At 50.2% G+C, this 12,962-nt stretch carries 10 protein-coding genes and 2 tRNA genes; 7 read left to right on the forward strand and 5 right to left on the reverse strand.

Annotated features, from left to right (window positions below; all coding sequences use genetic code 11):
* Positions 1 to 87 precede the first annotated feature (87 nt).
* The 4 genes from DCW36_RS21425 to DCW36_RS21440 form a co-directional block, all read right to left on the reverse strand.
* Positions 88 to 160 (reverse strand) — tRNA-Thr (locus DCW36_RS21425).
* A gap of 229 nt (positions 161 to 389) precedes the next feature.
* Positions 390 to 462: transfer RNA gene (locus DCW36_RS21430), tRNA-Thr, on the reverse strand.
* 130 nt (positions 463 to 592) lie between these two features.
* Positions 593 to 2,734, reverse strand: coding sequence for a DUF349 domain-containing protein (locus DCW36_RS21435; protein WP_114783109.1), 2,142 nt, complete (start codon positions 2,732 to 2,734; stop codon positions 593 to 595).
* Positions 2,735 to 2,764: 30 nt separating this feature from the next.
* Positions 2,765 to 3,334 carry a YqgE/AlgH family protein gene (locus DCW36_RS21440; protein WP_114783121.1) on the reverse strand — a complete coding sequence of 190 codons (570 nt, stop codon included), beginning with the start codon at positions 3,332 to 3,334 and terminating at the stop codon, positions 2,765 to 2,767.
* A 398-nt stretch (positions 3,335 to 3,732) separates the two neighbouring features.
* On the opposite strand from DCW36_RS21440, the gene pdxH reads away from it, so the two are divergent.
* The 4 genes from pdxH to DCW36_RS21460 all read left to right on the forward strand — a co-directional run bounded on the left by pdxH (position 3,733) and on the right by DCW36_RS21460 (position 7,691).
* The gene (gene pdxH / locus DCW36_RS21445) at positions 3,733 to 4,383 is read left to right on the forward strand and encodes a pyridoxamine 5'-phosphate oxidase (protein ID WP_114783110.1); all 651 of its coding nucleotides are present in this window, start codon (positions 3,733 to 3,735) and stop codon (positions 4,381 to 4,383) included.
* A 17-nt stretch (positions 4,384 to 4,400) separates the two neighbouring features.
* Entirely contained in the window at positions 4,401 to 5,699 is a 1,299-nt protein-coding gene (locus tag DCW36_RS21450; RefSeq protein ID WP_114783122.1) for a DUF1015 domain-containing protein, read from the forward strand.
* The gene (locus tag DCW36_RS21455; RefSeq protein WP_114783111.1) at positions 5,665 to 6,246 is read left to right on the forward strand and encodes a Maf-like protein; all 582 of its coding nucleotides are present in this window, start codon (positions 5,665 to 5,667) and stop codon (positions 6,244 to 6,246) included. The genes DCW36_RS21450 and DCW36_RS21455 overlap by 35 nt, the downstream gene beginning before the upstream one ends.
* 260 nt (positions 6,247 to 6,506) lie before the next feature.
* The gene (locus tag DCW36_RS21460; protein WP_114783112.1) at positions 6,507 to 7,691 is read left to right on the forward strand and encodes a class I SAM-dependent rRNA methyltransferase; all 1,185 of its coding nucleotides are present in this window, start codon (positions 6,507 to 6,509) and stop codon (positions 7,689 to 7,691) included.
* A gap of 226 nt (positions 7,692 to 7,917) precedes the next feature.
* Here the strand turns inward: DCW36_RS21460 and DCW36_RS21465 are convergent, their stop codons facing one another.
* Complete coding sequence (locus DCW36_RS21465) at positions 7,918 to 8,709, reverse strand: metallophosphoesterase (protein ID WP_114783113.1); 792 nt, start codon at positions 8,707 to 8,709, stop codon at positions 7,918 to 7,920.
* A 190-nt stretch (positions 8,710 to 8,899) separates the two neighbouring features.
* On the opposite strand from DCW36_RS21465, the gene DCW36_RS21470 reads away from it, so the two are divergent.
* From DCW36_RS21470 to DCW36_RS21480, 3 genes are all read left to right on the forward strand, one after another.
* Positions 8,900 to 10,648: a chloride channel protein gene (locus tag DCW36_RS21470; RefSeq protein WP_240676271.1), complete on the forward strand. Its 1,749-nt coding sequence runs from the start codon at positions 8,900 to 8,902 to the stop codon at positions 10,646 to 10,648.
* Between the two features lie 134 nt (positions 10,649 to 10,782).
* Positions 10,783 to 11,349: a TetR/AcrR family transcriptional regulator gene (locus DCW36_RS21475; protein ID WP_114783115.1), complete on the forward strand. Its 567-nt coding sequence runs from the start codon at positions 10,783 to 10,785 to the stop codon at positions 11,347 to 11,349.
* Between the two features lie 633 nt (positions 11,350 to 11,982).
* The gene (locus DCW36_RS21480; protein WP_114783116.1) at positions 11,983 to 12,846 is read left to right on the forward strand and encodes an alpha/beta fold hydrolase; all 864 of its coding nucleotides are present in this window, start codon (positions 11,983 to 11,985) and stop codon (positions 12,844 to 12,846) included.
* Positions 12,847 to 12,962 lie beyond the last annotated feature (116 nt).

Raw genomic sequence — 12,962 nt, forward strand, 5'->3', positions numbered from 1 at the left:
ACCTTAAAAGTAAGTAAACAGGCATTTCAGAATTTGCTAAAAACAACAAAGCCCTCAGCTTTCGCCGAAGGCTTTGTTCTAAAAATGAGCCCCCAGTCGGAATCGAACCAACGACCTACTGATTACAAGTCAGTTGCTCTACCAGCTGAGCTATGGAGGCTTACTTATCGGGGTGCGTTATCTCTAACGCGTTGCAAAGGTAATATATGTTTTTTGAAATACAATAGGTAGAAGAAGATTTTTTTGTCTGAATCACGGATTAGATGGATTACCCGGATTACACGGATTTTTTGTCTATGTTAATCTGTGTAATCTTTTAATCCGTCTAATCCGTGATTCAGACAAAAAAAAAGCGCCTCCCGGATTTCCAGAAGGCGCTTTTGCTTGTGAGCCCCCAGTCGGAATCGAACCAACGACCTACTGATTACAAGTCAGTTGCTCTACCAGCTGAGCTATGGAGGCTTACTTTTTCGGGGTTGCTTTATTTCTAAAGCGTTGCAAAGGTAAGGCAATAATGCTAAAAAGCAAATACCTGTCTGCAGTTTTTTCTGCTACCCCGAAGCAAGTTTTTGATAATCAACAAGAAAAATTTCTACTCCCGGAAAGCCTGCTGCTGCCGTTGCAGGAGTTCTATACGCCGCTGTGCATCCGAAATCCTGCCTTCGTATTCTTCGCGCAGTTTGTCGGCATTTTTGGAACGGGCAAAAAACTCGATGTTGGTTTTAAGCGTCTGGATGTCGTTTTGCAGCTGCGCAATTTCGCGGCGGATGGTTTGTTCGCGCTGGTGCAGTTTATTGCCTGCATCCGGAATGTGCTTCAGCCGCTCTACCTGCAGCTTCACCAGGATATCGTTTCGCTCTTCATACGACAAGGTAGGCTCCCGCTCCAGGAACCGCTCCATCAGTTTGAGAAACTTCTCTTCCGATTTCGGGTTGTTCGGCGCCATAGAGTCCAGCGTGCGCCATTTCGAGACAAACGAGTCAAATTCCTCCAGCGTAGTTGGCGCTGTGGGTTGTGCCAGTTTCTCCGAAATGCGGTCGCAGATCTCCATTTTCTCGATCGACATCCGGTCGAACTCCTCGCCTTTCTGCTTTTCAAAAGCCTGTTTGCGGTCGAAGAATTCGTTGCAGGCGGCACGGAACCGGTTCCATATTTTATCGGAATGCTTATCCGGCACACGGCCAATGGTCTTCCACTGTTTCTGCAGCTGTATCAGCTTCTCTTTGGTGGCATTCCAGTCGGTGCTGTCTTTGAGGCTTTCGGCTTCTTCGCAAAGCTGGGTCTTGAGCTGCAGGTTGTGCATCTTCTGCTCGTCCAGGCTCTTGAAGAACATGTTTTTATGCTGGAAGAAGGTTTTGTAGTTGCTCCAGAAGGTCTTGTTAACCTCCTCGGCAAATTCTTTTGGCACCAGCCCGACAGCATCCCATTCCTCTTTCAGTTTCTGGATTTCGTCGGTACGGTCGCGCCATTCGTTGATGCGGTCGGTATTAAAGTTCTGGAAGGTGGAGAGGCGCTCTAAAATGTCGCGTTTTTTCGTCAGGTTTTCCATCTCCTTCACACGCCGCTCTTCCTGGTAAGCGCGGCGGTTTTCGTGTATCTTTTCAGATGCCTGGATAAAGCGTTCCCAGATGGGCTCCCGCTGTTCGTTTGGCACCGGCCCAATGTTCTTCCACTCTTCGTGCAGGTGGCGCAGCTCCTGCAGTGCCTTGTTCAGCGACTGCTCCTGCTGCAGGGCTTCGGCCCGGTCAATAAGCTGCAGTTTGGCATCGAGGTTGCGTTTGCGGTCGAGCTCTTTCAGCTCATAAAAAATGCTGCGGTTGTTGTAGAAGATATCGAGCAGGGCGTGGTACGAATCCCAGAGCTGCTGCGCCTCACCTGCCGGAACCGGCCCGATCGACTTCCACTCCGTCTGGATTTTCTTCAGTTCTTCTCCGCTGGTTTTTGTTTCGGCAGACTCTACCAGTTCGCGGAGCTTGTTTAACAGTTCCTGTTTGCGCTCCAGGTTTTTCTGGCGCTGCGCTTCGGTTTGCTGACGCTCCTGGTAGCGGGCATCGCGGTAGGCAACCAGTAGTTTCTCCAGGTCCTGGTGTTCCTGCGGTGCATGGTATTCAAAATCTTCGGTATCGCCCTGCTCCTGCTTGTAGCGCTCCAGCGCTTCAGAACGCTCGGCCTGGAACTTGAGATCGTATTGCTGGTTCAGCTCGTTTATCAGCCGGTGCTTTTTGCGGGCATCGGCACTTTTCAGGTTCCGGATAAGCTGGTGGCGCAGTTCTTCCATCGAAAGCTGGCTGTAATCGGTGCTGTCTGTTTCTTCCTCCTCCTCTTCTTCTTCATGCGCCTGGATGGTGTCACGCTGGGTAGTTTCTACAACAGGATGTGCGTTTTTTTCAGGGGCCTGTGAAGCTGGCGTAGCCTCAGCTGCGGTGCTTGGCTGTGGTTCGCCGGCGCTTTCCTGGGCCGCTACCATCGCATCGGTTTTTGCTGTAATGGCTTCCGATTCGGCAGGTTCGGTGGCTTCGGGCTGCAAGGCACTTTGCGCTTCCTCCTGCTGCTGTGGCTGGGCAGCAGGTGCTGTGTCCTGGGGTGGCTGTTTCTGGCCCAGCTCATCGAGCCTGCGCTGCAGAATTTCCTGTGGCGTTTCAGCGTTGTTCTGGTTCAGGCTGGCATCATTCTGATTCTCTGGCTTGCGTGCCTCAGCACCTGTGGAGTCGATATTTTGATTTTCAGTTGTCATGGCTGCGTTTTTAAGTAAAACGTTAATGCTTTAATTCAAGCGTGGGTCAATCGGATAGTTTGATAATACCTTGTACTTCCCTCCCATCTGGCGCAGGATGTTCCGCCAGAGGCTATCTGCCTCCAAATTAAATAATTTATTTGCAGCATTGTTATTTACAATCCAAACATTTTTATCTACCTCTTCCTGCAACTGATTTTTTATCCAGCCAGAATACCCCAGAAAAAACCTGATATCGGAGGAAGAAACCAGTCCTGCGCTTATCATCAGCCTTATTTCTTCAAAGTTCCCGCCCCAATACACACCCTCGGCCAGTTTAACCGCCTGGGTAACATTGGCAAAGCGGTGCACATAATGCAGCGTATCGGGTTGCACCGGACCGCCTATTCCCAAAGCAAAATCGGTCGAAACATCAGGTATTTCCAGCACGTCCGAAAGTTTGAGCGTAGACATGCGGTTGATTACCAGGCCAAACGTTCCCTCACTCTCCTGGTGGCTGCATACCAGCACAACTGTCCGCTCGAAATTCGGGTCGCCCAGGTAGGGCTCCGAAATCAAAATACTACCTGCTCCCGGCGTCGTCAACCTTGCTTCTTTCATCTGATGAATTTTAAGCTGTTTAATGGTCCTTTTTATCAATACCTGATACAAAAAATTATTAATCTTTTCCTTTTTCTTCTTATTACGCAAAGAAGCAGATATAGTAACAAACTTTACTCAATAGCGAGGCTTTTGCCTAAAATTCCAGCTATTTTGCTTTCCAGGTGCCCTTTTTAGGCCGGAATAAGGAGCCTAAGGGATTTTTCCTGTAAATAAGTCTGCTGCTCCTGCCACCAAAGCCACTGCACCTTAATCGCTTTATTATAATGGGCAAAAAAATCTGCTGCCCCATCCACCACTCCCGCTGCTCTGCTTCAGAAAGGCATGCCTCCCAGCTTACGGAACAAAGCACTTGCGTACCGAATTATTTTTTTATTTTTGATCAAAACAAACACAATATGGCAAACACATTAAATATTGCGGATATCCGGATTAACTACTCCAAGAAGGAGTTATCCGAGGCCTCCATCTCCAAAGATCCGCTGGAGCAGTTCCGGCTGTGGCTGGATGAGGCGCTGCAGGCAGAGGTTCTGGAACCAACCGCTGTGGTACTCTCTACCGTGGACGCTGCCGGTAAACCTTCGGCGCGTGTCATGCTGCTGAAAGAACTCTCGGCGCAGGGTTTTACCTTCTTTACCAACTACGAAAGCCGCAAAGGCCATGAAATGGAGCAGAACCCGCATGCGGCCCTTACGTTTTTCTGGCCGGAGCTGGAACGCCAGGTACGGGTAGAAGGACGTGTGGTAAAAGCACAGGCCGAGGTGTCGGATTTTTATTTCCAGAGCCGGCCCAAAGGCAGCCAGATCGGCGCCTGGGCTTCGCAGCAAAGCCGCCGGATAAGCAACCGTAGCGAGCTGGAACAAAATGAACGTAACTACATGCACCAGTATGCAGAACAAAACACCATTCCCCGCCCGGCGCACTGGGGTGGCTATGTGCTGGAGCCTGCTTACATCGAATTCTGGCAGGGACGACCAAACCGCCTGCACGACCGTATAGCTTTCGAACGGGTAGGCAACGAGTGGACAACCTGCCGCCTGGCTCCTTAAGAACTTACACCTATATTATGGCAGAAATTCTCCCGCTGAAGCCCTGGCGCTACAACCCGGAGCTGAGCAGTTCTATCGACGAGCTGACCTCTCCGCTGTTCGACGTAGTGTCTGCCAGGCAACGGGAAGCACTCTACCATAACCGCCTGAACAGCATCCACCTGTCGGCGCCCCAATCTGACCATCCCGCAGCCGTTGCCGCACAAACGCTGCAGGACTGGAAAGAAAAGAAAATCCTGCTCCAGGACCCGCTTCCGGGTATTTATGTGTACTACCAGTACTTCACGCTGCCCGGCAGCGACAAAAGGTACTGCCGCAAAGGCTTTATCTGCCACATCAAAGCCTACGACTGGAGCGAAGGCGTGGTGCTGCGCCACGAGGCTACCATTCCCGGCCAGGTAAACGACCGCATCGAACTGCTGGCTCAAACGCAGCTGAACAACAGCCCCACCCACGGCCTCTACACCGACCCCTCCTTTGCGCTGGAAGAACTGATGGATGAAAGTATTACCTCGCCTATTTATGTTTCGGAAGATTACCAGGGTGTAACCGATGTGCTGGCGGTGATCCACGACCACCAGGCCATCCGGTATTTTGTAGATACCCTGCGCGACAAACAGGTACTGTTGGCAGACGGCCACCACCGCTACGAAGGATCGCTGGCTTTCCGGAGGCAAATGACTGCACAGAACCCGCACCACACAGGCACCGAAGGCTACAATTACCACCTCATGTACCTCACCAACACCGAAGCCGACGATTTCAGGATACTGCCCACGCACCGTTTGCTGCGGCACATGGAGTTGTCGAATGAGGAATTCCTGGAAAAACTAAGCGCGTATTTTACCATCACACCCAAAGAAGATCCCTGCGAACTGAGCGAGGTGATTTTAGGAAAGCCCTGGGCTTTTGGCTTATATTTGTCGGGCGAGGCCTACAAAATCCGGCTGAGGCCCGAAGTTCATGAGCAAATAAGCTGGCAGGTGCCGCAGGTAGTAAAAGACCTCGACCTGACGGTGATGCATTTCTTTGTTTTTGAACAGGTACTGGGCATACCCCGCGATGCGCAGCGCGCCTACAACGGGCTTAGCTATGAGTGTAACTTTACTACCTGCATCCGGCAGGTGGATACGGGCAAAGCCCGGCTGGCGCTCATCACCAACGAAGTAACCATAGAACAGGTAAAGCAGGTTTGCTACAGCGGAGCGCTCATGCCGCAGAAGTCAACGTTCTTTTACCCGAAAGTAATTACAGGATTTTTATTTAGCTCCATTAAAGAAGATGAATTTGTCACGGCCGCTGCTGCTTGCCTCTAACTCCCCACGCCGCAAAGAACTGCTGGCCAGCCTGGGACTAACCTTTGATGTACGGGTAAAGGACGTGCACGAAGATTTCCCGGAACACCTGAAACGGGAGGAAATTGCCGAGTACCTGGCTTCGCATAAAGCAGATGCCTACACCTCCGACCTGGAAAACGAAGTACTTATAACAGCCGATACCATCGTGTGCCTCGGCGACCGCACGCTAAACAAACCAGCGGATTTCGAAGAAGCCTTTGAAATGCTCCGTTTCCTTTCCGGCACCTGGCACGAAGTGATCACCGGGGTTTGCATCCTGAGCCAGGAGACGAAGCATGTTTTTCATGATGCCACCAAAGTGTATTTCAAAAACCTGACGGACGAAGAGATCACCTACTACATCCAAAACTACAAACCCTTCGATAAAGCAGGCGCTTATGGCATCCAGGAATGGATTGGCATGATCGGGATCGAGAAAATCGAAGGCTCCTATTTTAATGTGGTGGGCCTGCCGGTACAGAAACTATATACAAAGCTTGTGGAACTGGGGTTTTTAATGTGCTAATGGGTTAATTTGCTGATGTGCTAATGTGTTGATTTTGTAATGTTTTAATTTAATTATGTGCTGATGATGGTAATGTGCTGAGGGTTTGTTGTGTTGAGGATGCTTCTTGTTGGCATTCCTGCCGAAGTCATGGTTTTGGGAACGAATGGCAAATTCTTTTCATTACCTTTGCAGCCAGTTTGCAGGTGTGCGCTCTTTGCCAGGTATACACCTTGCGGGATTAGCACATCAGCACATTAAAACATTAGCACATTAACAGCATGGCTTTTATAAAACTTTACCTCGCTCCCGGAAAAGAACATTCGCTTAAACGTTTCCATCCCTGGGTTTTTTCCGGTGCCATCAGGAGAATGGACGGAGAACCAGCAGAGGGTGATGTCGTGGAAGTTTACTCCTCCAAGCATGAGTTTCTGGGCATGGGCCACTATGCACCCGGTTCCATTGCCGTTCGCATCTTTTCGTTTGAGCAGGTAGAGCCCGATTATAAATTCTGGAAACAGAAAGTGCAGCAGGCCTACCAGTTCCGGGAGCGGCTGGGGCTGACACAGAACCCGCAAACCGACGTTTACCGGCTGCTCTATGCTGAAGGGGATGGCGTTCCCGGGCTCATCGTGGATTTTTATAAAGACACCGCTGTGCTGCAGGCACACTCAGTGGGCATGCACCAGGTGCGTACCCTGGTAGCAGAAGCGCTCCAGGAGGTATACGGCGACAGACTGAAAGCCATTTACGATAAAAGTGCCGAGTCGCTTCCGCACCGCAACCATTCCGGAATCCAGAACGGCTACCTGTTTGGCGAATCTACGGGCGGCACCATTGTAACCGAAAACGGGAACCAGTTTTTCGTGGATTGGGAAACCGGGCAGAAAACAGGTTTCTTTATTGATCAGCGGGAAAACCGCAGCTTGCTGGCGAATTATGTCAAAGGCAAATCGCTGCTGAATACCTTTTGCTACACCGGCGGCTTTTCGGTATACGCACTCAATGCCGGCGCCCGGGAAGTCCACTCCGTCGACAGCTCTAAAAAAGCAATAGAGTTAACGGAGCGTAACGCCGCCCTGAGCCAGGAGCCGGAGCGCCACGAAGCTTTCGCCATCGACACGTTCGAATTCCTGCGCGGCAAGGAAAACCGCTACGATGTCATCATTCTAGACCCTCCTGCCTTTGCCAAAAGCCAGAATGTGCGTCACAATGCCCTGATGGGGTACAAACGACTAAATGCGGAAGCCATGCGCAAGATAAAACCGGGCGGTATTCTGTTTACTTTTTCCTGCTCGCAGGTAGTAGACAAGTACCTGTTTAATAACACCGTGATGGCCGCCGCCATCGAAGCAGGCCGGAATATCAAGATCATGCACCACCTGTCTCAACCCGCCGATCACCCGATCTCCATTTTCCATCCCGAAGGCGAATACCTGAAGGGACTGGTGCTGTATGTGGAGTAGTGCGCAAACCCGAATACTACCAAATAGTATTTACTCAGTTCCACAAAACTATTCCTCCTTTGTCATCCCCCGAAGGGGATCTTGTGGGCGAACTACAGTCAAGCTAGCTACAGGAGGTTATGTAATGGAAAGGCCTTTTTACTAGTTGGTGTTACATTCGCCTGCTTGATTGATAAACAAGCAGGTGCTGTGGCAATGGTGGCTGGTACAGCAGCTCTAAAAAGGCTTAAAAAGGCCGGGTTGAGGCTGCGTATTCCTGCAGCGCACCGACACTGGTCAGGATATTGTCAGGATAGGTAAGCGCAGTCAGTTTTCCGCCGAACACACAGCCCGTGTCTATATTAATAGTGTTGTTGAGGAGCCGTGGTTCCCTGACCGGCGTATGGCCGTACACTACCACCGCATGGCCCTCGTACTCTGCCGCCCAGTCCAGCCTGACCGGAAGCCCGTGCTCATCGAGGCAACCGTTTGTGGGGCCGTAGAGGCATAGCGCCCTGACTTTGCGGCCACTGCTGCCGTGGTGCTCGCCAGGTAAGCCTGCATGCGCTACCACCAGCCTTCCGTTGTCCAGTATAATATGGTGTGGCAATTCGCTCAGAAACTGCCTTACCTGCTCCACGAACTCCTTATCAGGAAAAGCTGCTAACTGCTCCAGGGTAAGCTCCAGCCCATGCCGGATGTGCACGTTGGCCCCATTTAGTTTCCTGACCAGCTTTTCGTCGTGGTTGCCGATAACACAAAGCGCAATCCCCTGCTGCACCATATGCATCACCAGGCGCAGCACGTTTGGCGAATCCGGCCCGCGGTCCACCAGATCACCTACAAAAATAGTTTTGTACCCGGCCGGCGGCACTACCCGAAATTCACCCTTCAGGCTATCTTCTGCTATGGCATAATCCAGTTTTTGCAGCAGGTTACAGAGCTCCCCGAAGCAGCCATGCACATCCCCTATGATATGAAACGGCCCATGCTCGGCCGGTAAAATCAGGTTGTCCTCGTTATTTTTCTTATACTTCATGCAGAACACCAAAAGAACAGGTACAAGGTACTACCTTTAGTATAACTTCAAAAACTGCTAACAGGTTTGTGCCTTTCTTATTACTTTTGTGAAATAATACCCAGGCTGCGGCAACAGCATGTTACTGATTGCCTGTCTCTTCATTTCTCTGGTTTAAAGGATGCCCTATTTAAAAAAATCTAAAATCCCATTGTTATGGCTTAGGCGTCATACTAATAACCGCGACTTCGTTCTTATTTCCAGTGTTTTTGTAGGTTTGGCTGCCGGTCTGGCTGCCGTGGTCCTGAAACTGCTGGTGCATTATATACAAGCACTGCTTGCGTATGGCAACAGGCTCCTCAACCAACCCTTGTGGCTGGTCGTGTTTCCCCTGGTCGGCATCCTGCTGACGGTGTTCCTGGTACAGGCATTTTTTAACGGAAAAATAGGCAGGGGCACGGCCAACATTCTTTTTATCATTTCCCAGAAATCGAGCCTGGTTGAGAGGCACAAGATGTTTTCCCACATCCTGACAAGTGGTATTACTGCCGGTTTCGGTGGGTCTGCCGGTCTGGAGTCGCCGATTGTGGTAACGGGTTCTGCCATCGGCTCCAACTTCGGGCGCGATTACCACCTGAACTACCGCGACCGCACCTTGCTGCTGGCCTGTGGCGCCGCCGCCGGCATTGCGGCAGTGTTTAATACGCCCATTGCCGGCGTGCTTTTCGCCATCGAGGTATTGCTGACGGATATCAGCATTGCCGCTTTCATTCCGCTAATTATTTCGGCTGTAGTGGGAGCGCTGTGCTCCAAAATTATTTTACGGGAAGATATCCTGTTTTACTTTGGCGAGATTAGCGCCTTTGATGCCGACAACGTGCTGTTTTACGTGCTGCTCGGCATCATGACCGGGCTGCTTTCCGTGTACTACACCCGCATGGTGCTTTTTGTGGAAGAACTGTTTGAGCCCTACCAGAAAAAAGTTTATGCACGGGCCCTGGTCGGCGGGGTTTTGCTGGGGCTGCTGATCCTGTTGTTTCCGCCACTTTTTGGGGAAGGGTACAACAGCATCAAAATTCTGGAAACCGGCGACATTTCGGCTTTGCTGCAGAACAGCTGGCTCTGGTTTGTGGGCACCAACAAATGGCTGCTGCTCTGCTTTGTTGGCGCGCTGGCGCTTGTAAAGGTTTTTGCCACCACGTTTACCATTGCTTCAGGCGGTAACGGCGGTAACTTTGCACCTTCCATGTTTGTTGGCGCGCATGCCGGCTTCTTTTTCTCACGCCTGCTCAACATGGTAAACATCGGGCCGCTACCCGAAACAAACTTTACCCTCGTAGGCATGGCGGGCATCCTGAGCGGCGTAATGCATGCCCCGCTCACAGCAGTTTTCCTTATTGCCGAAATAACCGGCGGCTACACGCTCATGATCCCGCTCATGCTGGTGTCGGCCACTTCGTTTGCGCTCGTTAAATACTACGAGCCCTATTCCCTCGATACAAAAAAGCTGGCCCAGCGAGGCGATCTGATCACGCGGAACAAAGACAAAACCGTGCTGCGCATCATGAAGATACAGCACCTGATCGAGCGCGATTTTCAGCCTGTGCAGCCCGATACAACACTGGGTGAGCTGGTGCAGGTAATTGCGCATTCAAGACGAAATTTGTTTCCGGTGGTAAACGAGGCACAAGGCCTGGAAGGCATTATTCTGCTGGAGAACGTTCGCGAGATTATGTTTAAGCCGGAAAAGTATGAAACCGTTACGGCCAAGCAGCTGATGGTACAACCACCGGTAATGGTGCAGTACGACGATAACATGGCCGATGTCATGAAAAAGTTTGATGAGTCCGGCGTTTGGAACCTGCCTGTTTTAAAGGGTAAAAAGTATTTAGGGTTTGTTTCAAAATCCAGTATCTTCACCAAATACCGTAAGTTACTGATCAAAACAACAGAAGCGTAGCAGGTGCGTGAACAGGAGGAGCGGGTGCAACCGTTAAGGGGTGTTTGAAGCATACAGCACCTGCCACCATACCCGCTGCTGCTGGTAATCATCATGAGAAGGTTTAATTTTATGGACCACAGTTCTAAGGTAGCATGAAGAACAAACAGGAGTTAAAGCAGGAGCTGAGCAGAACCCTGATTACCGAAACAGCACTGCGGCTTTTTGCCGATAACGGATTTGAGCGAACAACCATCCGGAACATTGCAGAAGCCGCCGGCATTTCGCTGGGGCTGATGTACAACTACTTTAACAGCAAAGACGAACTGCTGCTCGAAATCTTCAGGCAAGGCAGCGAAGACATAAAAGCTTCGTTTACTAACTTTTCGGAGGAGCAGCTGAACATGTCGGGAGTAGAGCGGCATATCCGGCAAACGGTAAAAATACTGAAGGAGAAAAGGAACTTCTGGAAACTACTGCACGGCATTCGGATGCAGTCGCCGGTGGTGCAGCAACTCCTGGCCGAGATGCGGGAGCAAACAAAGTTTATCGAGATTCAAATCAGAAAGTACTTGGCAGATTCAGGCATCGCTTTCCCGGACCTGGAAGCCAAATTGCTTTTTGCCTCCATTGATGGCATGGCGCATCATTACCTGCTCTACGATAATTACCCGATAGACGACATAGCCACCCTGCTGATTATGAAGTACAGAAGACAGTAGAAAATACTGCAGCGGCACCTGATCTCCGCTCAAATACGGCAGCTGAAAGTATACTGCACCAGCCACCACTGCCTCTCCTGAGGCATAAAACGATATGCTGCTCCCGCAGCAACACGCGCAGTTCAACTGAACTTCAGATCGCAAATCTTCCGATCCTGATAAAAATTTATACCAAATAGTAAAAAGGACCTTCCATTACTCAACCTCCAAGCTAGCATAATTGCAGTTCGCCCACAGGATCCCCTTCGGAGATGACAAAGGGAGAATAGTTTATGAAAGCAAATAAATAATATCTGCTATTGTCTATTGTTCAACTACTTCCAGGCTTCCTTTATAAACCGAATCTATGTTCAGCGTTAGCTGCTTTATATTTTCCAATTGAACATTTGTTCATTTTTTGGTTCGAAAATTTTGGCAATGAACACTTGTTCATTAATTTTGCAGCTGCCGTTTCTTCTGAACAAAGGTTCAAGTCAACCTGTTATTTTTACTTTCCTGATTATTTGTTCAGTAGAAGCAAAAAAAAGCTCTTTTTTGAACATGAGTACTTTTGGAATTTTACATTCAAATAAGAATTTGTTATTTAGCTGTTGAAGTGCAACAGTAGCAGCAGCTTACCCAACAGGAACAACTATGAAATCACCGAAATGGCTTGACCGCATCCTCTACCCTTTCGTCCACCAGGTTTTTCAGACAGCGCACGGGCAGCTGCATTATATCGACGAAGGAACAGGCGACCCTATTGTTTTTGTACACGGCACCCCTACCTGGTCATTTTTGTGGCGGCAGCAGATCAAGTCGCTTAGCAGGCAGTACCGCTGCATTGCGCCCGACCACCTGGGGTTTGGTTTGTCGGACAAGCCCACCGATTTCAGCTTTACACCGGAAGCCCATGCCCAAAACCTGGAGCAACTGCTAGAGCACCTGCAGCTTCGTAATATCATACTGGTGGTGCACGATTTTGGCGGACCAATCGGGTTGAGCTATGCCTTGCGCCATCCGGAAAATGTAAAAAAGCTGGTGATCATGAACACCTGGATGTGGAGCCTGGAAGAGGAAAAGCGCATCATGCGCATCAGTAAGTTAATGAGCGGCAGCATCGGTAAATTTCTCTATACCCGCCTGGCCTTCTCGCCGCGTGTGCTACTGCCACTGGGCTACCACCAGGACAAACATTTAACGAAAGATGTGAAGCAGCATTACCTCAGCCCCCTCTCCTCTCCCACCGCCCGGCTTGGTACCTGGCATTTTGCCATCGCGCTGAAAGAATCGAGTGACTGGTTTGCGCAACTCTGGGAGCAGCGGGAAAAGCTGCGGGAAATCGATAAACTCATGCTGTGGGGAGAAAAGGACAAACTGCTCCCGCTGCGGCTGCTCGAAAAATGGGAAAAGACTTTTCCGGAGGCAACGGTGCAGCGCATCAAAGCAGGACACTTTCTGCAGGAGGAAAAAGGAAGCGAAGTGACGGAAGCAATCCGGAATTTTATCTCTACATAAAACAAACCCGGCAGGTTTTAAAAACATTGTTGTCCGAAACCTTAGCCAGAAAGAATAAGCTGGTCGAGTAGTTTAGGATTTCCTTTGCAAAGAATTACAATATCTCTGATAATATC

This window comes from Botryobacter ruber (assembly GCF_003347595.2).
Classification (GTDB): Bacteria; Bacteroidota; Bacteroidia; order Cytophagales; family Hymenobacteraceae; genus Pontibacter; species Pontibacter ruber_A.